This window comes from Thioalkalivibrio versutus, from assembly GCF_001020955.1.
Lineage (GTDB): Bacteria > Pseudomonadota > Gammaproteobacteria > Ectothiorhodospirales > Ectothiorhodospiraceae > Thioalkalivibrio > Thioalkalivibrio versutus.
Genome location: NZ_CP011367.1, coordinates 924,723 through 948,238, shown reverse-complemented (window position 1 = coordinate 948,238; position 23,516 = coordinate 924,723). Strand labels below are relative to the sequence as shown.

Annotated in this window: 19 protein-coding genes; 10 read left to right on the top strand and 9 right to left on the bottom strand. The window is 64.1% G+C overall.

Features of this window, described 5'->3' with window-relative positions; translation table 11 throughout:
* Window positions 1-42: 42 nt before the first annotated feature.
* The 7 genes from TVD_RS04485 to TVD_RS04455 all read right to left on the bottom strand — a co-directional run bounded on the left by TVD_RS04485 (window position 43) and on the right by TVD_RS04455 (window position 7,485).
* Entirely contained in the window at window positions 43-516 is a 474-nt protein-coding gene (locus TVD_RS04485) for a Na+/H+ antiporter subunit E (protein ID WP_047250919.1), read from the bottom strand.
* A complete protein-coding gene (locus tag TVD_RS04480) occupies window positions 513-2,018 on the bottom strand; it encodes a Na+/H+ antiporter subunit D (protein ID WP_018146062.1) in 1,506 nt (501 codons plus the stop codon). The genes TVD_RS04485 and TVD_RS04480 overlap by 4 nt, the downstream gene beginning before the upstream one ends.
* Window positions 2,015-2,362 carry a Na+/H+ antiporter subunit C gene (locus TVD_RS04475; protein ID WP_018146063.1) on the bottom strand — a complete coding sequence of 116 codons (348 nt, stop codon included), beginning with the start codon at window positions 2,360-2,362 and terminating at the stop codon, window positions 2,015-2,017. The genes TVD_RS04480 and TVD_RS04475 overlap by 4 nt, the downstream gene beginning before the upstream one ends.
* Window positions 2,362-2,787, bottom strand: a complete 426-nt coding sequence (locus tag TVD_RS04470; RefSeq protein WP_018146064.1) for a Na+/H+ antiporter subunit B — start codon at window positions 2,785-2,787, stop codon at window positions 2,362-2,364. The genes TVD_RS04475 and TVD_RS04470 overlap by 1 nt, the downstream gene beginning before the upstream one ends.
* On the bottom strand, window positions 2,784-5,084 hold the full coding sequence (locus TVD_RS04465; RefSeq protein WP_047250918.1) for a putative monovalent cation/H+ antiporter subunit A: 2,301 nt from the start codon (window positions 5,082-5,084) through the stop codon (window positions 2,784-2,786). Before TVD_RS04465 ends, TVD_RS04470 begins: the two co-directional genes overlap by 4 nt.
* Window positions 5,085-5,338: 254 nt before the next feature.
* Window positions 5,339-6,040 carry a TIGR04211 family SH3 domain-containing protein gene (locus tag TVD_RS04460; protein WP_018146066.1) on the bottom strand — a complete coding sequence of 234 codons (702 nt, stop codon included), beginning with the start codon at window positions 6,038-6,040 and terminating at the stop codon, window positions 5,339-5,341.
* Between the two features lie 110 nt (window positions 6,041-6,150).
* Window positions 6,151-7,485 (bottom strand): hypothetical protein, encoded by a 1,335-nt coding sequence (locus TVD_RS04455; protein WP_018951203.1) that lies wholly within the window; start codon window positions 7,483-7,485, stop codon window positions 6,151-6,153.
* 200 nt (window positions 7,486-7,685) lie between these two features.
* Between TVD_RS04455 and TVD_RS04450 the strand changes: the two genes are divergently transcribed.
* The 8 genes from TVD_RS04450 (at window position 7,686) to TVD_RS04420 (ending at window position 18,694) form a co-directional block, all read left to right on the top strand.
* The gene (locus TVD_RS04450) at window positions 7,686-8,000 is read left to right on the top strand and encodes a hypothetical protein (protein ID WP_018938677.1); all 315 of its coding nucleotides are present in this window, start codon (window positions 7,686-7,688) and stop codon (window positions 7,998-8,000) included.
* Between the two features lie 92 nt (window positions 8,001-8,092).
* Complete coding sequence (gene fabA / locus TVD_RS04445; RefSeq protein WP_018146069.1) at window positions 8,093-8,605, top strand: 3-hydroxyacyl-[acyl-carrier-protein] dehydratase FabA; 513 nt, start codon at window positions 8,093-8,095, stop codon at window positions 8,603-8,605.
* Between the two features lie 376 nt (window positions 8,606-8,981).
* Window positions 8,982-11,156, top strand: coding sequence for a type I secretion system permease/ATPase (locus TVD_RS04440; RefSeq protein WP_047250917.1), 2,175 nt, complete (start codon window positions 8,982-8,984; stop codon window positions 11,154-11,156).
* A 26-nt stretch (window positions 11,157-11,182) separates the two neighbouring features.
* Complete coding sequence (locus TVD_RS04435; protein WP_167540810.1) at window positions 11,183-12,529, top strand: HlyD family type I secretion periplasmic adaptor subunit; 1,347 nt, start codon at window positions 11,183-11,185, stop codon at window positions 12,527-12,529.
* A gap of 124 nt (window positions 12,530-12,653) precedes the next feature.
* Window positions 12,654-13,229 (top strand): hypothetical protein, encoded by a 576-nt coding sequence (locus tag TVD_RS04430; protein WP_047250915.1) that lies wholly within the window; start codon window positions 12,654-12,656, stop codon window positions 13,227-13,229.
* A 276-nt stretch (window positions 13,230-13,505) separates the two neighbouring features.
* On the top strand, window positions 13,506-14,297 hold the full coding sequence (locus TVD_RS14530) for a hypothetical protein (protein WP_156167499.1): 792 nt from the start codon (window positions 13,506-13,508) through the stop codon (window positions 14,295-14,297).
* Between the two features lie 44 nt (window positions 14,298-14,341).
* Window positions 14,342-16,570, top strand: coding sequence for a Tle-like phospholipase domain-containing protein (locus tag TVD_RS04425; protein ID WP_156167497.1), 2,229 nt, complete (start codon window positions 14,342-14,344; stop codon window positions 16,568-16,570).
* A gap of 18 nt (window positions 16,571-16,588) precedes the next feature.
* The gene (locus TVD_RS04420; RefSeq protein ID WP_047250913.1) at window positions 16,589-18,694 is read left to right on the top strand and encodes a calcium-binding protein; all 2,106 of its coding nucleotides are present in this window, start codon (window positions 16,589-16,591) and stop codon (window positions 18,692-18,694) included.
* Window positions 18,695-18,966: 272 nt separating this feature from the next.
* On the opposite strand, the gene TVD_RS04415 is transcribed toward TVD_RS04420, so the two are convergent.
* Together TVD_RS04415 and TVD_RS04410 are read right to left on the bottom strand one after the other, a co-directional pair.
* The gene (locus TVD_RS04415; protein ID WP_047250912.1) at window positions 18,967-20,562 is read right to left on the bottom strand and encodes an alkaline phosphatase family protein; all 1,596 of its coding nucleotides are present in this window, start codon (window positions 20,560-20,562) and stop codon (window positions 18,967-18,969) included.
* 13 nt (window positions 20,563-20,575) lie between these two features.
* Complete coding sequence (locus tag TVD_RS04410) at window positions 20,576-21,160, bottom strand: cytochrome b (protein ID WP_047250911.1); 585 nt, start codon at window positions 21,158-21,160, stop codon at window positions 20,576-20,578.
* Between the two features lie 127 nt (window positions 21,161-21,287).
* Here TVD_RS04410 and TVD_RS04405 point away from each other — a divergent pair, with 127 nt between their 5' ends.
* Together TVD_RS04405 and TVD_RS04400 are read left to right on the top strand one after the other, a co-directional pair.
* Window positions 21,288-22,034: an HAD family hydrolase gene (locus TVD_RS04405; RefSeq protein WP_047251904.1), complete on the top strand. Its 747-nt coding sequence runs from the start codon at window positions 21,288-21,290 to the stop codon at window positions 22,032-22,034.
* Window positions 22,035-22,231: 197 nt separating this feature from the next.
* Entirely contained in the window at window positions 22,232-23,512 is a 1,281-nt protein-coding gene (locus TVD_RS04400) for a metallophosphoesterase family protein (protein ID WP_047250910.1), read from the top strand.
* Window positions 23,513-23,516 lie beyond the last annotated feature (4 nt).

Below are 23,516 nucleotides of genomic sequence, written 5' to 3'. Positions count from 1 at the left end.
GCACAGTGGCTCTGAGCGTTACCTTATTAACCGCATGGCCCACTAGCGCAGGATCTCCAGCGCGCGGTGTTCCAGGTACTTGATCGAGCGGATCACCGCATCCCGGTCCTCGAGGTACATCACGTGGATATACAGCACCTTCTTGTCGGTGGAGACGTCCAGGCTCAGCGTCCCCGGCGTCAGCGAGATCAGGTTGGCGACAATCGTGATCTCGCCATCGGTCTTGGCATCCAGCGGAAAGGCAATCACACCCGGCACCATGTGGTGGGTCGGTGTCATCACATCGTAGGCCACCTTCAGGTTCGACATAAACAGCTCCCAAAGGAAGAAGCCGATAAACCCGATGAAGCGCGGCACGCGCCGCGCATAGCTGGCGAACCCCGGCTTGTCACGCAGGGCAAAGGCGAGCAGCACGTAGCCCAGGAAAAATCCGACCAGCAGATTGCCGGTGGTAAACGTCCCGGTCAGAAAGACCCAGATCAGGGCCAGCGCGATGTTCCAGGTCAGCGCGATCATTGGCGGGCCTCCCCGAGTACCGCCTCGATATACTGCGACGGATCCAGCAACTGCTCGGCCGACATCAAAGCCATCTGGTAGATCGGCTCGCCGTACAGGCCGATGGCCACGGTCATCAGCGCCAGCATGATCACCGGGACCCACATCCAGATCATCGGGCCGGACGTGACGTCAAGCGTCTCGCCCTCGACCCCTTCCGGCTGCGCCTTCCAGAACACCTCGGCCCAGATCTTGATCATCGAGTACAGCGTCAGCAGCCCGACCACCAGCGCGACCGCCACCACCCAGTAGGCCTCGGCCTCAATGCCCGCGCGGATGATGATGAACTTGGCAAAGAAACCCGACAGCGGCGGCAGCCCTGCCAGCGACAAGGCCGGAATCAGAAACAGCACCCCCAGCATTGGATGCGTACGGTAGATCCCGCCCATCAGCTTCAGCTCGTGGGTGCCCTTCATCACGAACGTGATCCCGCTGATCAGGAACAGATTCGCCTTCACGATGATGTGATGCATGATGTAGAACACCCCGCCCACCAGGGCCAGCGGCGTGAACAGCGCCAGACCCATGATCATGTAGCCGATCTGGCTGATGATGTGGAACGACAGGATGCGCCGGAATTCGTAGTGCGCGGCCGCCCCGAGCACGCCGGTCAGCATGGTCGCCGCTGCGACCCACAGCAGGATCTCGTGGGTGTAGTCGACTTCCTGATTGAAGATCAGCGTGAACACGCGGTACAGCGCGTAGACCCCGACCTTGGTCAGCAACGCCGCGAACAGCGCCGAGACCGCCACCTTCGGCGTGTGGTAGGACGCCGGCAGCCAGAAGAAGAACGGGAACGCCGCGGCCTTCACCCCGAACGCGACCAGGTACAGCATCGCGATTACGGTCACCAGACCCGTGTCCTCGACGGTGGACAGCTTGTCGGCGATATCCGCCATGTTCAGGGTGCCGGTCAGCCCGTAGGTCAGGCCGATCGCGGTCAGGAAGATCATCGACGACAGCAGGTTCAGGGTGACGTACTTGATCGCCCCCTCCATCTGCGCGCGTTCGCCACCCAGGATCAGCAGCGCGAAGGAGGCGACCAGCATCACCTCGAACCACACGTAGAGGTTGAAGATATCGCCGGTCAGGAAAGCGCCGTTCACGCCGGCCAGAAGCAGGTGCAGCAACGGGTAGTAGCCGAACTTCTCCGACATCTTGCCAATGCCGGAGAGCGAATAGATCGCCGTGGCGAACCCGATGATGCCGGTCAGCACCACCATGATCGCCGCCAGCATGTCGGACACCAGCACGATACCGAATGGTGCGGGCCAGGAGCCCATCTCCATGACCACGTGCCCGTGCTCCCAGGTATCCGCCAGCAGCCACACGCTGACGGCCAGCATCAGCCCGGTACCGAGCACACCGAGGGCCCGCTGCGCGAAGTGCGAACGCCACAACATCACCGACAACGCACCGACCAGCAGCGGCACGATGATCGGGAGGGCCACGGACATCATCATCGATCGGTGTCCTTCATCTGGTCCATGTCATCGGCCTGCACCACTTCGTAGGCGCGGTGGATCAGTACTACGGCGAACGCCAGCACCCCGAAACCGATCACGATCGCCGTCAGCACCACGGCCTGCGCCAGGGGATCGGCCGCGACCCCCTCGGGCACCGTGTCCCCGGGGGAGATCAGTGGCGGCGCGCCCGATGTCATGCCGGCGACGGTAAAGATCAGCAGGTTGGCGGCATTCGACAGCAGCACCAGGCCGATCACCAGCTTCACGATCGAGCGGCGCAGCATCATGTAGATGGCCGCGGCATAGAGACCGCCGACCACGAAGGCCATGACGACTTCCATTAGTCCTCCGCCTCCGCGAGGTTGAGCATGATGGTCAGCACCGAGCCGATGACCACCAGGTACACCCCGATATCGAAGATCAGCACGGTCGAGAGCTTCATCTCGCCGAAGATCGGCGCAGTGAACTCCCACCACTGGGCAGTAAAGAAGGCCTGCCCGCGAAACACGCCGGGAATGGCACTGATCACCGCCAGCACCATGCCGGCACCCAGAAGATCCCGAGGGTCCACCCGCAGCACCTTGCGTGCCGACTCGGTATCCATCGAAAACAGGTACAGCAGGATCGCCGCCGCCGCGACCAGCCCACCAATGAAACCGCCGCCCGGCTCGTCGTGCCCGCGCAACAGCAGGAACACGGAAAACAGCAGCAGCAGCGGCAGCAGGAAATGTCCCGCGGTGCGCAGGATCAGGGAATGCATGTTCATCGGCGGTCCTCCGCGCGGAAACGAAGCATCGCGTACACCCCGATCGCCGCCAGCGCCAGCACGAAGATTTCGCCCAGGGTATCCAGTGCACGGAAGTCGACCAGCACCACGTTAACGATGTTGCGGCCATAACCGGACGGCACCGACTCGTCGATGAAGTACTGCGAGATGGAGTCGAACAGCCGCGCATCCACGGTGCTCAGGATCAGCAGCGTGATCATGCCGCCCATCACCAGTGCGATCCCGGCGTCACGCAGGCGCAGCGCGGTGGACGACAGGTTCAGGAAGCCCGGCAGCCGGAACAGCACCAGCACCAGCAGGATCACGGTCAGGGTCTCGACCAGCACCTGGGTGATGCCGACGTCCGCCGCGCTGTAGAGCACGTAGACCAGCGCCACGGTGAAGCCCAACGAGCCCAGGGCCGCCACTGCGCCCAGTCGCGAGCGGGTCAGCACCGCGAACAGCGTGGAGGCCACCAGGACCGCCAGGATGGCGATCTCGTGGACCTTCAGGCGCTCGAGATTCAGCGACCCGACGCCGACCTCGAACAGCTGGGCGGTGACCCCGACCAGACCCGCGGTCACCACGACGATCACGATCACGTAATAGCGCAGATAGCCGTTCTGCAGCACTCGGGTCTGCCATTCGGACAGCCACACCAGGCCGTCCATCATCTTGAAATAGCCCTTCTCCGGGCCGTATTCGGCGGCGCGATCGACCCAGGCCAGCGCGCGGCGCGCCTGTCCCCAGCGCCAGTAGAGAATCCCACCGGCCAACAGGCTGAAGGCGGAGATCGCCAGCGGCCAGTTCAGGCCGTGCCACAGCGACAGATAGCCGTCGACCGGCGCGCCCTGCACGCTGGCCGCCGCCGCGTTGATCAGGCCCTCGTCGGCCAGCCCCGGCCCCAGGCCGAAGATCAGGCCCAGGCTCGCGAGCACCGCGGGGCCGGCCAGCATGGCCACCGGGGCGTCGTGCTGCGGGGTCTTGGGCGTGTCCGTCTTCGGCCCGAACCACGGCCGGATGCCGACAATCGCGGCGACCGCCACCCCGAGGATCGCGGTCAGCACCGCCAGGAGGGTCAGGATGCCGACCAGCCCCGGGGCCCCAAGCACCGACTCCAGCATCAGCTCCTTGGCGACAAAACCGAACAGCGGGATCACGCCCCCCAGCGACAGTGCCGCGAGGATCGTGAATGCCGCCGTCACCGGCAGCGTGCTGCGCAGTCCGCCGGTCTGCAGGAAGTCCTTGGCCCCGGCCTCGTGATCCAGGATGCCCGCGACCATGAACAGCGCGCCCTTGTACAGGGAATGCGCCAGCAGGAAGGCCATCGCCGCCATCAACGCGGTCTCGGTGCCAATACCGATCAACATGGTCAGGGTGCCCAGCGCCATCACCGTGGAATACGCCAGCACCTTTTTCACGCCCGTGGAGCGGTAGGCCAGGAACACACCGGTGAACATGGTCACCGAGCCGACCAACACCAGCGTGGTGAACCAGACGTCCGTGCCACCCAGCGAGGGATTCAGGCGCGCCAGCAGGTAGATGCCGGCCTTTACCATGGTGGCCGAGTGCAGGTAGGCGGAGACCGGCGTGGGCGCCGCCATCGCGCGGGGCAACCAGAAATGGAACGGGACCTGTGCCGACTTCGTGAAGGCCCCGAGCAGGATCAGGAACAACAGCGGCAGATACAGCGCATGCTCGCGCACCACATCGCCGTTGGAGAGGATCTCGGAGATCTCGTAGGAGCCGCCCGCCATCGCCAGCATGATGACGCCGGCGAGCATTGCCAGACCGCCGCCGACGGTTACGAACAGACCCTGGAGCGCGTACTTGCGGGCGTCCGCGTTCTCGTGGTTGTAGCCGATCAGCAAGTAGGACGTAATACTGGTCAGCTCCCAGAACACGAACATCGCGATCAGGTTATCCGCCAGCACCAGCCCCAGCATGGACCCCATGAAGGCCAGCAGAATCACGTAGAAACGGCCGAGATCGCGATCCTTCTCGAGGTAGCGCCCGGCGTAGGTGACGATGAAGAAACCGATACCCGAGATCAGTAGCGCAAACAGCAGTGACAGGCCGTCCACCAGGAACGAGAGCTGGATATCCAGCCCCGGCAGCCAGGGCCAGGCCAGCACGATGGATTCGCCGCTGGAAACCGCCGGCAGGAAACTCAGGAAATAGACGAACAGCCCGGCCGGCAACAGGCCCAGCACCCAGCCACTGGTGCGGCCGGTCAGGCGGTGGATCGTGGGCGCAAGCGCCGCCACCAGGAACGTTGACAGAATTGCGTACAGCATCCGGTCAGCTCAGTCCTTTCAGTTCCGGGCCAAGGCACGCGGCCGCGACCGCGCATGTGAGGGTCCATCCGATCCTGACGGGGCGAGCCGCTCAAGTCACCCCAGGGTCAAATCGGTCGCGGAAGCCTACCGACTCGACCGAGGCCGCGCAAGAAACGTGACGTTCCTCGCGCAAGCCCCGAAAGACACGCTGACAGCGGCCTTTTCAGACGAGAAGAACCGGTCGCAGGAAAACGCCGATCAAGACCCCGGTATCAGCTCCATTCGCTGCGACGGCGACGGGCGGGAATCCGCGTAAGCACGATCCCGAGAATCACCGAACCAACCGTGACCAATGCCCCGGTCATGAACCACTTGCGCTGACTGTCCGCCTGCATCACCTCGACCTGACGGCGATACTCGTCGGCGGAGTCGCGGGCATCGATCAGGTTCTCTTCCAGGCGGCGATTCTCGCGCTGGATTTCCTGCGGCCGCGAGGCGATATCACGCAACTCTTCCAGCTCGGTTTCCATCTCCGCGAGCTGTGCCTGCAGTTCGTCACGTTCCGCGGTCAACGCATTGCGCCGATCCAGCAGTTCCGCGATCCGGCCCTCCTGGTCATCCGCCCCGGAGCGGATCTCGGCCAGCTCGGCCTCGACTTCGGCCAGGCGCTCGCGCGAATGCGGCTCGTCCTGCAGGTAGCGGGTCAGGATCCAGGCCTCGTTGCCGCTGGGCAGGCGCACCCGGCTCCAGCCGTCACCGGACTGTTCCATCACGGCCACGGGCTGTCCGGCACGTACTGCGCTGACGATCCGGTTTTGGTTCGACGGACCGCCACGCACGCCGACCTCCAGCTCCTCGCTGATATACCGGGTCTGCTGAGCGGCGGCGCCGCTCCAGGCCACCATCAGCAATCCGCCCAGAACCAGCACCATCACCCGCATCGGCCACCCATTCGTCGTCATGTCTTCTGCCATCTCTTGATTCGTCAGGGATCAACGGCGCTGCATTCTACAGCGGTATCCGCGCAGCGCGTGCCAGGCCGCGCCAGGGGTTGATCGAGTTCACATAACGGTTGCCGCGAGCCTTACAAGAACTGCTCGCGCACCACCCGCGACGGAAACGTGAGCAGGTCAAACGCCATCGGCGCCAGCCGGCGCATCTGCGCCGCCGTCACCGCCAGCAGGTACAAGACCCCGGCCAGCACGGCGAGCAGCAAGCTCAGAAGCCCACCCAGCATCACTCGGGTCGCCTGCAGGACGCCCACCAGCCAGATCGGTGCCAGCGCCACGATCAGCGGGATTACCAGCCCCAGGATCGCCCCCACCGACTGTTCGAACAGATCCAGCGTCACCGGGGGTGCCTCGCCCCCTGCCAGCAGGGTATCGACCATTTCCTGGCGATAAGCCACCCACTCCAGGTGGAAACCGCCAAACCCGGAGACCAGCGTCAGTGCGGCCAATGCCACCGCAGCCACCACCACCAGGGCGCGGCGCACGCCCTCGCTGCCGTCCATCAGGGATTGTGGCAAGAGCCGCGAGACACCGCGCGCCTCGGCCAGCAGCCAGCCACAGACCGCGGCCGCCCCCAACAGGATCACGACCACCAGATCCGGAAAGGCCACGCCGCCGGCCTCCATGGACGCCGGAAATTGCGAGCCCAGGGCCGGGTCGAACAGGCGCTGGTACACGATCACTGCCACAGCCGTCAGCGCCAGTCCCGCTGCGCCCAGCAACCACTGGCTACCCGCCTGGGCATACGCCGGCCACTGTCGGTGCGCCGGATGGTCGCGGCTCTCGCAACGAGTCAGACCGTTGTCGAGACGTTCGCCCTGACGCTGCAGGTCCGCCAGTCGCCGGTGAACTTGCTCCAGGCGCCCGGTCAGCTCGTGCAACGGGGCCTCCATGCGGCGGCGCGCCGACAACAGGCCACGGGACATCTGGCGGTGCTCCTCCATACCCAGGCGAGCGATGCGCAGCACCGTCTCCTGCATGTCCTGCGCCAGACGCTGCCCCTGCGGGCTCTCGCCGACGGGCGTGCTCACCAGCGCCTCCAGCCGGCTGACCCAGCCCGGTTCGGCGGACAAGCGCCCCTCGTCGCGGGCGTAGGCATCCTCCAGCTGGCGGAGCGTCTCGTGGACCTGCTGGCGCAGATCGGGGATCTCGGCCAGATCATGGCCCACCAGCCGAGCGTAGCGTCGCTCCAGGGCATGCACCGCGACATGGACGCGCTCCGCCTCCAGCCTCGCCAGATGCGCCTGGTGCCAGCGCTGAGCCGCATCGCGCAGATGCAACACCTGGCGCCGCAGGGCACAGACCAGGCGCGTAATCCCACCCGTCAGGCCCACCAGCAATCGCCGCAGCGGCCGTCGCGCCAGATCGAGCACGATAATCGCGACAACAACCCCCACTACCCACAGCATTACAGTGACCGCCACGACGACCCCTTGCTTATTGTTTTACGGCATGGTCGGTGCCCGCACCCTCCAGCGCAACTCGGACCTCCGCCTTCGCGCTCCGATTATGTCGCAACGCCTCCACGCCTGCCGGCGCACGGAAGGATCCGTACTCAAGTTTGCGGTGCCCGCGCCGATATCCGGTTTAAATCCCCGGAGACATCGCGATGCTCAGCCTCGACCTCCTGCCGGCACCCGCCCCGGCCCGCACCGAGAACCCCGCCTGGCTGGATGCCGGGTTCACCGCCGGCTGGCTCCCGGCCTTCCGCGACCGCCGCACCGGCGCGGTCCATGCCAGCCATCTGGATGACGGGCGCCTGGCCTGCACGCACATCCTGGATACCGTGCCCGCGCCCTGGGTCGCCGAACGCGACAGCAAGGGGCGCCCGACGGCCCTGACCGCCGACATCCAGGCCGGCTACCTGCGCGGCGATCGCTTCTTCACCCTCGCGGACCTGCTACGGTATCCATCCGACGCCTGACGACCGGCCCGTCAGCGCCACCACGCCCGCCGCAATTGCTTTTGCGCGCGGGTTTCGGTCCAATACCGGCCTTTTCCCCGAGCGGCGCTCCCATGCAGAAGAATCAGTACGATCGCGACGAACTCCTGGCCTGCGGCTACGGCGACATGTTCGGCCCCGGCAACGCCCAGTTGCCGGTCCCCAACATGCTGATGATGGACCGCGTCCTGGAGATCAACAGCGACGGCGGCCAGTACGGCAAGGGCGAGATGATCGCCGAACTGGATATCAACCCCGATCTCTGGTTCTTCGCCTGCCACTTCCCCGGTGATCCGGTGATGCCCGGCTGCCTCGGGCTCGACGCGATGTGGCAGCTGGTCGGCTTCTACCTGGCCTGGCTCGGCAACCCGGGACGCGGCCGCGCCCTGGGCGTGGGCGAGGTCAAGTTCACCGGCCAGGTCCTGCCCACCGCGAAGAAGGTCACCTACCACATCGACATGAAACGGGTGATCTCGCGCAAGCTGGTCCTCGGCATCGGCGACGGCATCGTCAAGGTCGACGGCCGCCCGATCTACGAGGCCCACGACCTCCGCGTCGGCCTGTTCACCTCCACCGAAAACTTCTAACCCCACGGTTCCCGCATCGTCGTGGGAGACAGAAAAGGCCGAGTGACTGGCGCACTCCGGCCGTTGCATAGACCACCTTCCACCGACCGACGGCCGCCCCGGATGCAGGTCAGCGCTCCCAAATCCGCAGCTGGAGGCCAGCCGTTGATGCCAGTCCCCGCGGGCGGAGAGAAGACGGCCCCTGACGTTTCCCACTCACCCTCGGCCTGAACGCCGACCGCCCGAGCGTTCCGCGCCACGTCCCAACATCCCTATTTTTCGAACGACATCACAGTTCCAACGGAACAACTAACGCAACCCACTCTGAAGAGCTGGCGTTTTCTCGTGAGATACATTTCAATTTGCTGATCACAATCTGATCAGGTCATGGGCACTCATGGAAGAGGCTCCAGTGGACGATTACGGACCGGAAGTCCTTGCCCTCGTCGCTCGATTTCATGGCGTGTCCGCAGACCCCGGGCAGATTCGTCACCGCAGTGGCCAGGGTAACGAGCCGCTCGAAATCTCCCATATCGTTCGCGCCGCCCGCGACCTTGGCCTCCGAGCACGTGCCATCCAGACATCCATGGATGACTTGGCACGCCTACCCCTCCCCGCCGTCGCACGGCACAAGGACGGGCACTTCGTCGTCCTGGCGAGGGTGGAGGGCGACAAGGCCCTTGTCCATGACGTGCGTCTCGGGCGCCCAGTGCAACTCTCCCTGGACGATCTCGGATCGCAGCTGACCGGCGAGCTGGTTCTGGTCACCCACCGCGGGGCCCTGCTCGATGCCACGCAGCGCTTCGGCCTGCGTTGGTTTATTCCCGTCATCTTGCGCCACAAGCGCCTTCTGGGCGACGTGCTGCTGGCTTCCCTGTTTATCCAGCTCTTCGCACTGATCACCCCCCTGTTCTTCCAGGTCATGATCGACAAGGTCCTGGTCCATGAGGGGCGTTCCACCCTTCACGTCCTCGCTATCGGCCTGCTGGCAGTCTCCCTGTTCGAGGTGCTGCTCAACATGCTGCGCACCTACGTCTTCTCCCATACCACCAGTCGAATTGACGTGGTGCTCGCATCACGCCTTTTCGACCACCTGAGCCGCCTGCCCATCAGCTATTTCAAGGCCCGCTGCGTGGGTGACACCGTCGCACGAGTGCGAGAGCTGGATACCATCCGCGAGTTCATCACGGGCTCCTCGGTAACGCTGGTGATCGACCTGCTGTTCACTGTGGTCTTCTTCGCGGTCCTGTTTCTCTACAACACCACACTCGCCCTGATCGTGCTGGCCTCGATCCCCTGCTACGTCCTGCTTTCCATCGCCATCACCCCCTCCCTGCGGGCTCGCATCGAGGAGAAATTCCGCCGCGGCGCGGAGAACCAGGCCTTCATCGTGGAATCGGTCACGGGCATGGACACGCTCAAGAGCATGGCCGTGGAGCCGCAGATGCAGCGCCGCTGGGAGGACCAGATCGCGGCGTATGTAAGCGCTTCCTTCCGCGCCATGAACCTCGGAAACGTTGCCGGACAAACCGCCTCGTTCATCAACAAGGTGGTCACCGTGCTGATCCTCTGGATCGGCGCGGGCCTCGTCATGAGCGGCGACATGACCATCGGCATGCTCATCGCCTTCAACATGATCGCGGGTCGCATCAGCGGCCCCATCCTCCGGCTCGTCCAGCTCTGGCAGGACTTCCAGCAGGCGGGCATCTCCCTGCAGCGCCTGGGCGACGTGCTCAACGCACCCACCGAGCCGGGGCACGACCCCAACCGGACTTCCCTGCCCGATCTCAAGGGCGAGATCCGGTTCGACCATGTCACCTTCAGCTACCAGCCGGACCGACCGCCGGTTCTGCGGGAGCTGGATCTGACCATCCGCGCTGGCGAGGTCATCGGCATCGTCGGCCGTTCCGGCTCCGGCAAGAGCACCCTCACCCGCCTCGTACAGCGCCTCTATGTGCCCGATGCCGGCCGCGTGCTGGTAGACGGTGTGGACCTCGCCCTGGTGGATCCGGCCTGGCTGCGCCGGCAGGTGGGCGTGGTGCTGCAGGACAGCTTCCTCTTCAATCGCTCCGTGCGCGACAACATCGCACTGGCCGACCCCGGCGCACCCATGGAGCAAGTGATCCACGTGGCGAGACTCGCCGGCGCCCACGACTTCATCCTGGAACTGCCCCAGGGGTACGACACCCTGGTGGGCGAACAGGCAAGCCTCCTCTCGGGCGGCCAGCGCCAGCGCATCGCCATCGCCCGGGCGCTCCTCGCCAACCCGAGGATCCTCATCTTCGACGAAGCCACCAGCGCACTGGATTACGAGTCCGAACACATCCTCCAGCGCAACATGGCCCATATCTGCCGGGATCGTACGGTGCTCATCATTGCCCATCGCCTCTCAACCGTGCGTCACGCCGACCGAATCGTGGTCATGGACGGCGGACGGATCGTAGAAAGCGGCGATCACGAGGCGCTGTTAGCGCACAAGGGGCTCTACGCCCACCTTCATGCGCTCCAAAGCGGGCACCCGGCACCGGTGCCGCCGCCAACCGACGCCACCAGTGCGGGGGCCGGGTTATGAAGCCCCCGGCGGAGCAGGTGCTCCCAATGAAAAAACGCGGTACGGAATCCGTTCGCCGCGAATTCCTTCCCGCCGCCATGGAGCTGGAAGCCACGCCTGCCCACCCTTTGGGGCGGGCAATCATCTGGTTCATCGTCGCTCTTTTCGTTGTCGCGGTCGTGTGGGCTTCCATCGGCAAAGTAGACGTCATCGCCATAGCCGACGGCTCGATCGTCCCCAGCGGCAAGCTCCGTACTGTACAACCTCCAGCGCTCGGCGTAGTGGCCGAAATCCGGGTACAAAGCGGCGACCACGTCGAGGCCGGAGACCCCCTCTTCATACTCAATGCAACCCTGACCACCGCCGACGTCGACCGCCTACGCGAATCCATCCGCAAGCGTCAGCAGCACGCCGAACGCCTGGAGCATTTCACCCGCTCCCTGATGCCCGATGCCGAACTCGCCTCCCTGGCCCACCCCCTGCCCCTACAACACGTGTCCGTAGAGAGCTCCGCGCAAGACCTCTTGCTCACCATGCAACTTGAAGCGTTCCGCACCATGGATCTAGCGCTCGAGCAGCAGATCCGGGCCCGAGAAGGGCAACTGGCCCACGCCAGCGCGCATGTTCAACGCATGGAGCAGATTCTTCCGTTGATGCAAGAACGCACGGATGCCATCGACACCCTCCAACGACAGGGCATGGCGGCCCGGATGCAGTGGCTCGAACTCGAACAAGGCATCGTCGACACCCGCGGCCAAATCAAAGCCGAACGCCACCGCCTCGACCAAATCCGCTCGGAGATCAGCGAACTCATACACCGTCGTGAACAACTGCATGTGGAAACCCGCCGCGATGCCCTTGCCGAGCTCGAGCAGTTACGCAGCGAGTTGGAGGAACTTGGTCAGGACCTCACCAAGGCCCGCGAACTCAATCGACAACAAATCCTCTATGCGCCCGTCAGCGGGGTGGTCCACGAGCAACGAGTCAACACCTTAGGGGCGGTCGTACAGCCAGCAGAACCACTACTGGAGATCGTACCGGATGGCGAAGAGCTCATCGTCGAAGCCTGGATCCTCAACCGCGACATCGGCTTCGTGCGCGAGGGCCAAAAAGCCTCCGTCAAGGTGCACACCTTTCAGTTCACCAAGTACGGAACCGTGCCCGGCGAGGTCATCCGTGTATCACGCGACGCCGTCATCGACGAGATCGCCGGCCCGCGCTATCTGGCCAGGATTCGCATGGAAAGGGACTGGATGGACATTGCCGGCGAGCGCACGAATCTGGCACCGGGGATGGCGGCTTCCGCCGAGGTAGCCATTGGGCAGAGGCGTTTGATCGAGTTCTTCGCGGCGCCGCTACTCAGCGCACTCGATGAAGCGGGTCGAGAGAGGTGACATTAACATGCAACACAACCCGTACGGTCGTGACGTTTCAATTTTCTAGAAACCCAATAGCACAAACAGCTTACTGAATTTTGGTTTTGCCCCCTGAACATCTATAACAAGAAACGGTTGCACCATGCGCATCATGAAACATACTAAATGGATTGTGGCCACACTCGTTGGCATAACGGTCGTCGCCCTCACGGCCTCGTGGGTCAGCCGATCCGCCCACGGTATCAGCATTGAACATTGCGCCGACCTGCACCACGTCGACAATCGTCATATACCCCCCGGCCTGTTTATGAGCGCTGTAAAGTGCGTCCAGCAAGGACGGCTCGAACCGGCCATCGAGATGTTTGCTCTTGCCGGAATTTACGGCAGCTTCGATGCGAAACGAGTACGCGACAAAACCGCGCACTCCGCCATCCCCGCGACCATTATGGGCACTTTTGCCGTGCTCAATCCCGACGAATCGGCGCGTTTCGATCACGCTTTCCAGGAGACGACGAACGACCCACAGCGCATGGCCTCCCTTTGCGCGTCAATTGACCAGATCGGCCCCCCGGCGTACTACCCCCACTACATGACAAGTCACGGGATGTCGGCTTTTACCGGGGGAGACGCCGGCCCGGCCCTCGTCGAGGGATTCGACCCGTCCGACACATGGAACATGCTGCTCGATCGCCATTTGCATTGCCCTAAAGAGGACTGATCGGTGAGAAACAAAACCATGAGAAAAGACCCCGAAACCCTGCCCGACTGCCGCCGATGGTTGCGCGTCTTTGCGCGGCATCGTCCACAACCGACCTGCTACGGCTCTGCGGGCGCCAAAGCCCACCTTACGGGACTCTGTGACGCACCAACCCCATTCCGGAGTGCAAGCACCCAAGTCACCTTTTTAAATACCAACAGCATAGGACAGCGTCAGAGGACCGTGAGGCCCGGTACAGGCCCCGGCTATTTCCTACAGAAAACCGGCTGGATCTTGATGGCCCTTTCGTTGCTGGCCCCGACCGCCTTAGCCAGCGACCAACCGCTTTTCCCAGAAGCGTCGGATCCGGTCCTTGGCCATCGGGCCGCCATCGTTGAATGGGCATGGAGCCCGAAGTACGCGGAACGTTTCGATCTACCGGTCCAGGAGGATGGTCTGCCTAACGGCGATTTGTGGCTTGTGGGCGTCAAGGTGGTGCGCCAGCAGGTCGGGGAGCGCCCGAGGTATAGCTGCCGTATTGTAGGCCTGCTGTCCGATAAAACGCCGATCAACTGGCCTCCCGGAGATCAGCATTTACAACACCCTTCCCACATCTGGATAGCAGGAATACTGCCCGGCCTGGAGCATCCCCGATTTCGTACCGGCCTTGGAATCACGGACTTTACTCCGTACCAAGCAGCTTGGCACCTGAACCCGGCAAATGACAGAGAACGGCAACTCCCGGAATCCAATATCTCGGTATTTTACCGTTACCTGTACAAAAACTACGTGGACGACTTGGCTTACTTCGAGATAGAAGGCGCGTGCTGGTATTTCCGAGACCCAGAAGAGTTCCAAAACAGAGTTCATCTCCCAAGCGCTGCCAGCCAGGGACACGCCTTACGCCCAGGCGCGCTGTCGTTCGACATCCCTAATCGCGTAATGAACCGAATCTACCCCGTCGTGCTTGGCGCAGCCGACCGGTCCAAGTGCCTAATGCGCCGTTCTGGCATAAAGAAATCCAATCTTTTCCCCTGGGAGAGAAAACGCCTCGGCGATGTTTCTTGCGAGCCTGCTCCAACCGAATAACACCATCTTATCTCAACCATTGACTGTACAAGGAGCGTTCAAACATGGCTACCAATGCAGAGCTGGCTAAACTAGCTAATCTTGCTTATAAGGACTCTGGGACCCTGAGCGGATGGGAAAGGGTGATGGATGCTGACCCGAGTCCGACCGGATACAACGGGGCTGCATTTCAAAACCAAGAAACTGGCGAGATAGTCGTTGCGAGCCGGGGAACGGAACCCTTTGCCGGTGATGGCGACGGGACTGCCAATTTCCAGATGGCGGCTCAAAAAGTTCCCGATCAGTATAAGTATGCTCAAGAGTTCCTTGATCGTGTTCTTACGACATACGAAGGTAGTGGGATAACGCTAACCGGGCACTCGCTTGGTGGATCACTCACGCAGTTACTAGCGGGCGATACAGGCCTCACTGCGGTCACCTTTAACGCGTATGGCGCAGAACAGTTGATATCGGACCTCAATTCAAAGTATGGCACGGATCTAGATCCAAATTCCGACTACAACAATATTACCAATCACACAACCATGCTGGACCCTATTTCGAAAATCCCGGGTTCAGCACACCTGGGCTCCGTAGAAAGGCATTTCACCCGATCGGAGCTCATAAAATTGCTGGGCTTCCCGGGCGCAATTGGGACTCCGGTTGCCCTGTATTGGTCACATAGGATCGACCGATTCACGAACGAGGTTTTTCCGCTCGAAGGGGACAGTCAGGTTGTGGAAGTTTCCCTGAACCTGGAAGATTTCCTGGCGACAATGCAGCAGACCCCTGCTGGTTTCATGGCCAGCTATCTTGTCGAGCGCTTGCGCCAGACGTTCCACAATGCCGAAGCCCAGGCCTCGCCCATCATCCTCGACCTCGACGGCACCGGCATCAACACCGTCGGCTTCGACTCCGAGGTCTACTTCGACCACGACGACAACGGCTTCGCCCAGCTCACCGGATGGGTGGGCGCGAATGACGGACTGCTCGTCCTGGACCGCAACCACAACGGCACCATCGATAACGGTAGCGAACTGTTTGGCGACAACACCGTGCTCACCAACGGGCTGACCGCCGTCAACGGCTTTGCAGCACTCGCCGAACATGACACCAACGGCGACGGGGTGATCGACGCAAACGACGCCATCTGGTCGGAATTGCGGGTCTGGCGGGACGTGTCCCAGGACGGCATCACCCGCGAAGGCGAACTGGTCACGCTCGATGAACTCGGCATCACCTCCATCAACCTCGCCTACACCACCTCCGCCTACGTGGACGAGCACGGCAACGCTCACAAGCAGGTGGGCAGCTTTACGTGGGAGAACGGCACCGAGGGCATCGCCACCGATGTGTGGTTCGCCACCGACAATGCATTCACCCAGGCGGTAGACCTGGTCGAGGTACCCGCGGATATTGCCACCCTGCCCGAGCTGCAGGCCTTCGGCAACGTCCACAGCCTACACCAGGCCATGGCGCGGGAAGATGGAGACAACCTGAAGAGGTTGGTGGAGCAATTCATGGTGGCGCCTGATCGCGCGCTCCGCAGCGACTTGATGACCGCCATCATGTTCGAGTGGGTGGGAGTATCCGATCTCGACCCAACCAGCAGAGGCAGCAATATCGATGCACGCCAGCTCGTCGTTCTGGAAACGTTTCTCGGGCAATCCTTTCGTCAGCATGGATCGCCCAATCCCCGCAACCAGGCCGGCAAACTCCTCCAACAGGCGTACGGGGAGCTCGAACGAGCCATGTATGGCGCTTTGATGATGCAAACCCACTTCAAGTCCTACGTGGAGTCCATTGAGATCATCGCTGGCGAGGATGGGATTGAACTGGATTTTGCAGCCCTGGAAACTTCCTTTGCCAATCAGCGGACCGAAAACCGCTTGAACGCGCTCGACACCCTGATCGAATTCAACCAGCTGGCTGGGAAGAACCTGGGGCCACTAGGGTGGTCGGGAACCACTCTCCTGCTGGGCTGGATTCAGGAGGATTATGGTACAGGGGAACTCCCGGAAGGTCTTGAAAGCGAGTTCGTCATTCAAGGTTCCGGGACATTGCGCGGTACCGACGACGACAACATCCTGATCGGAGACGAGTCCAACAATTATCTCTACGGCCAGGGTGGCGACAACCTCCTCATCGCCAATGCTGGCAACAACTACCTCTACGGCGGTTCCGGCGACAACACCTTCGTCATGGGTAGTGGCACCGATCGTCTCTACTCCAACACCACCCCCTCCAACGACACCTATCGCTTCGGGCGCGGCGACGGCAGTAACACCATCTAGGAACGCGGCGGCTCGGACGTGCTCGAACTCGGCGAAGGCATCGCCGAGGAACACGTCGCCCTCCGGCGCAATAGCGGCAACCTCGTCCTCACCCTCGACACCGGCGAGTCGGTCACCGTGAGTGGTATGTTCCACTCCAGCACCGGCGCCCTCAACGAGAGCCGGGCCGTGGAACTGATCCGCTTCGCTGATGGCACCGAGTGGAACATCGACCGCATGCGCACCGAAGCCCTCAAACCCGCCGTCGGCGGCGAGCGCGTCTACGGCTTCGACTCCGATGACACCCTCCAGGGCAGTGAGGGCAACGATCCCCTCTATGGCGGCGGAGGCCACAACACCCTCATCGCCGGATCAGGCAACAACTACCTCTACGGCGGAGCCGGGAACGACACCCTGATCGGGGGCACCGGCAACGACCGGCTCTACGGCCAGGGTGGCGACAACCTCCTCATCGCCAATGCTGGCAACAACTACCTCTACGGCGGTTCCGGCGACAACACCTTCGTCATGGGTAGTGGCACCGATCGTCTCTACTCCAACACCACCACCTCCAACGACACCTATCGCTTCGGGCGCGGCGACGGCAGTAACACCATCTATGAACGCGGCGGCTCGGACGTGCTCGAACTCGGCGAAGGCATCGCCGAGGAACACGTCACCCTCCGGCGCAATAGCGGCAACCTCGTCCTCACCCTCGACACCGGCGAGTCGGTCACCGTGAGTGGCATGTTCCACTCCAGCACCGGCGCCCTCAACGAGAGCCGGGCCGTGGAACTGATCCGCTTCGCTGATGGCACCGAGTGGAACATCGACCGCATGCGCACCGAAGCCCTCAAACCCGCCGTCGGCGGCGAGCGCGTCTACGGCTTCGACTCCGATGACACCCTCCAGGGCAGTGAGGGCAACGATCACCTCTATGGCGGCGGAGGCCACAACACCCTCATCGCCGGATCCGGCAACAACTACCTCTACGGCGGAGCCGGTAACGACACCCTGATCGGGGGCACCGGCAACGACCGGCTCTACGGCCAGGGTGGCGACAACCTCCTCATCGCCAATGCTGGCAACAACTACCTCTACGGCGGTTCCGGCGACAACACCTTCGTCATGGGTAGTGGCACCGATCGTCTCTACTCCAACACCACCACCTCCAACGACACCTATCGCTTCGGGCGCGGCGACGGCAGTAACACCATCTATGAACGCGGCGGCTCGGACGTGCTCGAACTCGGCGAAGGCATCGCCGAGGAACACGTCACCCTCCGGCGCAATAGCGGCAACCTCGTCCTCACCCTCGACACCGGCGAGTCGGTCACCGTGAGTGGCATGTTCCACTCCAGCACCGGCGCCCTCAACGAGAGCCGGGCCGTGGAACTGATCCGCTTCGCTGATGGCACCGAGTGGAACATCGACCGCATGCGCACCGAAGCCCTCAAACCCGCCGTCGGCGGCGAGCGCGTCTACGGCTTCGACTCCGATGACACCCTCCAGGGCAGTGAGGGCAACGACCGCCTCTATGGTGGCGGGGGTAACAACACCCTGATCGCCGGCAGCGGCAATAACTATCTCTACGGGGGCTCCGGTAACGACACCCTGATCGGGGGCGAGGGGGCCAACTATCTCTACGGGGGCGCGGGGAATGACGTGTTAATAGCTGGCGGCGGCGATCGGCTCTACGGTCAGGACGGCGACGACGTGCTAATTGCAGCCCGAAACTCCTACTTGTATGGCGGACGGGGAGCCGACGAGTATCACTTCCGAGGTGATTATCACAGCACTCGTGTCTACTCGGTCAGTGGCGCGCCCAACATCGAGGACACGGCACACTTCAACGAAGCATCCGCCGAGGATCTGTGGTTCCGGCGCTCCGGAAACGACCTCCTCGTGGACGTCATCGGCGCCGAAAACCAGGCCCGTTTCGTGGGCTGGTTCCAGAATACCAACAACCAGGTCGGTGAGGTTCATGCCGGCGGGCTGGTGGCGGAGGCCAATCAGATCGACCAGCTTGTGCTCGCCATGGCGGAGTTTGCGCCGGAGGGCGGTGGCGTCTATACCGAGCTGCCGGAAGATGTGCGAAATGCACTGGCACCGGCACTTTCCGCAAACTGGTCAAGCGCGGCATAGGCTCACCTTCAATGGGCTAGGAATGAAGTCCACCGAGAGGTGGGCTTCATTCGACTTTTCTACTACTTGAGTATTCATTCGATCGAACCCGACTCCCAGGGGTGCGAAAGCGCTCCAGGGTTCATCGATCTCACCTTTGCAGTCAAAGTACGACTCCTTCCCAAATCATTATTTGGACTCGCGGAGGGTGCTTTTGCTTTGCTACGGTCAGGGCATCTTCAAGGTCAACGGCCGCCCCATCTACGAAACTCCGCTCTCTCGCCATCATGCAATCAATCCCCGGCCGATGACGCACCAAAAGCATCGCGGAGCCATGACCGCAGGGCTTCGAAGCCGAAACGGGCATGTTCGCCGGGCGGCTGCATCCCCGGCACAAATCCGCGCGCGCGGAACGGCTCCAGCAACTCCGGATCGCCCGAGATCACATGCACCGGCACCGCCCAACTGGCGTCCGGCCCGGTGATCAGCGCCGCCGGCTGGTGGTCCCCCAGCAGGAAAAACAGCGTGTCCTCGTCCGCATAGCGTGCGGCATAGCCCCCGGTCACCTCCAGCGAATAGCGCACCGACTCCGCGTAGAAATCGCGCACCCGGTCGAAGTCGCGCCAGAGCACCTCCGGCTCCGGCCCCTTCCCCGCCCACTCCTGTAACCGTTCACCGTCCCCGATGCCCTCCCAGTCCTCCAGGACCGGCAGGATGGGGGTCCACGGCGCATGCGAACTGACCAGCGCGAGCATCGCGAACACCGGCGCATCGGAAGGCGACCGAACCTGCTGTTCGAAAAACGACCAGGTGTACTGATCCGGCATGGTCACCCAGAAGAACGGCGGGCCGGCGTAGTCAAAGCCGTGCTTGTCCACGATCCGGTCCCAGCCGAACCAGCGTCCCTCTGGCCAGTCGAGCTGGATGGCCGGGGACAACATCGCCGTGTGATGGCCAGTCGCCACGAAGTCCTGCACCAGGGTGTCCCGCGGCGCGTCCTGCAGCGCCTCGTAATGTCCGGCGTAGCGCACCTGCAGGCCGGAGAGCAGGGAGGCATGGGCCAGCCAGGACTGCCCGCCCGCGATCGGCGCCTCCAGTACGCCGCTCACCACGTGCAGGTCCGCCGCCCCCAGGTCCTCTTCCAGCCGGTCGAGCGCGGGCACGATGACCGGCGCGTAGCGCGCGTCGAACACGGCGGAGACGCCATAGGACTCCACCAGCCCGAGGATCACGTCGACCTCCGCGAGCCCCGGAAGAGCTGCCGCAGCGGCCTCTTCGCGGGTCGCCTCCAGGCGGGCACGAAAGCGCCGGTTCTCGGCAAGGGCCGATCGCCCCGCCGCGACCTGCTGCTGGATCATCGCCGTACCCGGCGCAGCCGTTCCCGGGGGTGCTGCTCCGCGCTCGGCGGCCAACACGCCCCCCAGACCGACGCCAAGCGCACCGATGGCGATGGCCAGCGGAACACGACGAGAGCCCCCCGCAGGCGGCACGAGGGCACCGAGCCCCCGCCCGGCTCCCCAGATGACCGCCACCAGCAGGGTCACCAGGAAGACCCCCAGCAGCCCGGTCGCCAGCGCCCCCAAGTTGCCGGTCACCAGGCGGTAGACGGCGTCCAGCAGCACCCAGTCCTGCACCACGTTCAACGGCCGGGAGAGGCTCGCGCGGGTCAGGGCATCGAACAACGCCAGCACCACCAGCGCCAGCAGGAGCCCGCCCGCCAGCCACGCCAACCCCCGCGCCAGCCGGCCCGCCGGCAGAAGCGCGAACAGGCCCACCAGCAGCACGACCTCCCAGGCGAGCCAGTACGGTGCGAGTCCCGCGTAGCGCGGGATTTCAAGACCCAGCAGCACCACATTCAGCGCAACAAGGGGCAGCAGCAATCGCAGCATCGGCGCCCCGGAATCAGCGCCGAGCCGAACCGAAGGTCATTCGCTGCATCACGCCATCCCGACGCACGCGCCAGTGGAACAGCGCCACCGCAATATGGCCGAGCGCCAGGATCAGGATGGCCATCCCCAGCGCCTGGTGCCAGCCGAACAGGATCTCCGAAAGGGCTTCGTTTTCCGGGAACAAGCCCGGCAGGATCAACGGCCCCAGCTGGACCGGATAGCCCCCGGCCGCGGTCGCCCACCACCCGATCACCGGCATCACGATCAGCAGGACATAGAGCAGCCCGTGCACCACCTCCGAGCCAATCCGCTGCCAACGGGCGAGTGCCACCGCGTAGGGCGGCTTGCCATGACGCAGCCGCAGCCCGATGCGCACCAGCATCAGTGCCAGAATCAGCACCCCGAAGCTCTTGTGCCAGGTGTAAATGGTGTTGGTCGCATCCTCGCCGAAGCGCGCCTGCAACCCCTCGAAACCGAACCAGCCAATCGTCCCGCCCAGGCCCAGCGCGCCCAGCACCAATACCGCCACCAGCCAGTGCACCACCCGCTGGCCTCGACTGTAGCGCGGCCAGACACCGGAATCGTTGGTTGTTTGCATGTCGAAGATCTCCTCGTCGCTTCCTTCCCAGCGTAGCAGTCCACTCCGACGGCCGAACGCCGTGAGTACCCCCAAAGGTGTTATCCGAATGGTCGCGCCGTCGCAGTTCCACGCTACCCTTGTACGGATGAACCACGCACCCCGTCGCGAGCCTGTTCGACCTCGAGCGTTCGAACCCGGCCGTATCCGCTGCCTGACCTTCGACCTCGACGACACGCTGTGGCCGGTGATGCCGGTCATCCACCACGCCGAGGCGCGCTTCTATGCCTGGCTTCGCGAACAGGCGCCCGAGGTGTGCGAACGCTTCGGTCCCGATGCCCTGATCCAGGCGCGAACGGCCTTCATGCGCGCGGCCCCCGACCACGAGCGCCACGACCTGACCCGCCTGCGCAAGCGCTGGCTGCGCGAACTGGCCGAAACCTGTGGCTGCTGCCCGGAGCGTCTGTCGGGTGAAGGCTTCCAGGTGTTCTGGGAGGCGCGCAACGAGGTCACGCCCTATCCCGAGGCCCAGAATGTGCTGGCAACCCTGGCACGCCACTTCCGCCTGGGCGCGATCAGTAACGGTAACGCGGATGTCTTTCGCACGCCCCTCGGGCAGTACTTCGGCTTCGCCGTCGCCGCCGGCGAAGCGGGTGCGGCCAAGCCCGATCCGCATATCTTCGATCAGGCCCGCAAGCATGCGGGGATGGAGCCCGACGCCATCCTGCACGTCGGAGACGACAGCACGGCGGACGTCCTGGGCGCGCTGCAGGCCGGCTTCCGCGCCGCCTGGTTCAACCCGCAATCCCTCCCCTGGGAACACGGTCATCCCCGCCCCTGCCTGACCCTCGGCCGCCTCGGCCAGCTGCCCCGGCAACTCGGCGTCGACACCTGACCCTGCGCGCCACCACACCCGTGGGAGCCTGCTTGCAGGCGAAGCCCCTGCCCGCGTCCGACTCTGGCGGGGCTTCGCCTGCAAGCAGGCTCCCACGCGGGCAGAACCGATGAAGGGGCCATCCCATGCTCCGGGATTGGCTTTGGTCCGCGATTCTTCCAAACTGCGCCCATGATCCCGACCCCCTCCCCGCGTCCATGAAGCTCCTGTGCGTGGGCGACATCCATCTGGGCCGACAGCCGTCGCGCATCCCGCCCGCGGTGGACGAGGCGCTCGGCATCGCAAACCTCGGCCCGGCCGCTGCGTGGCGCCGCAGTGTCGACTACGCCGTGGAACAGGGCATCGACGCGGTGCTGCTAGCCGGCGACGTGGTCGAACAGGAGGACGACTTCTACGAGGCCTACCGCGACCTGAGGGCGGGTGTCGAGCGCCTGACCCAGGCGGGCATCCGGGTACTCGGCGTCACTGGTAACCATGACGTCCAGGTCCTGCCACGGCTGGCCGAATCCCTGCCGGCCTTCGAGCTGCTGGGGGCCGGCGGCCAGTGGGAAACCCGCGAGCTGCGCGGCCATGATGATCAGCGTCTACGGATTGCGGGCTGGTCGTTCCCCGAAGCGCGCGTAACCACCAGTCCGCTGGAAGGCGATTTCCCCGCCCCCACAGACTGCCCCACCCTCGGGCTCCTGCACTGCGATCGTGACCAGTCCCGCAGCCCGCACGCCCCCGTGCGCAGCAGCGACCTGGAGGCCGCCCCGGTCGAGGCCTGGCTACTGGGCCACATCCACCGCCCCGATCCGCTCGCCGCGCCCCGACCGATGGGCTATCTGGGCTCCCTGAGCGGCATGGATCCGGGCGAGCCCGGCCGCCATGGCCCCTGGTGTCTCGAAATCACCCCGGGCGGCGACCTCGCGATCGAACAGATTCCACTGGCACCGCTGTACTGGCATACCCTCGAGATCGCCGTGGATGGCCTGCAGCAAGCGGCCGATATCCACCGCCGGGTGACGGAGGCACTGGGAGCCCTCCATGCCGAGCTGGAGACCTGGAGCCACGGGCCTGCGGCCGTCGGCTGCCGCCTGCGCTTGACCGGACGCAGCGATCAACGCCATGCGCTGGAGCGCAGCCTGTACGCCGACGACCCGCGCGCCACCCCGCAGGACCTCGGTGGCCGTTTGTATTTCGTCCATGACTGGCGCCTGGAGGCCCTGCCCGCCCTGGACCTGGCGGAACTCGCTGCGGGCAGCGATCCCGCCGCATTGCTGGCCCGCAAGCTCCAGTTGCTGCAAGGCCCGGACAACGCGGCCCGCCGCGAACTCCTGGAGAAGGCCCGCGACCCGCTCGCCCAGGTGATTCATGACCCGCGTTATCGCGCCCTCGCCCCCGACGTCCCGGATGACGAGGCGATCGCCCGCCACCTGGAAGCGGCCGCCCTGCATGCCCTTGATCGGCTGCTGCTCCAGCGCGAGAGCGAAGCGTGAGGGC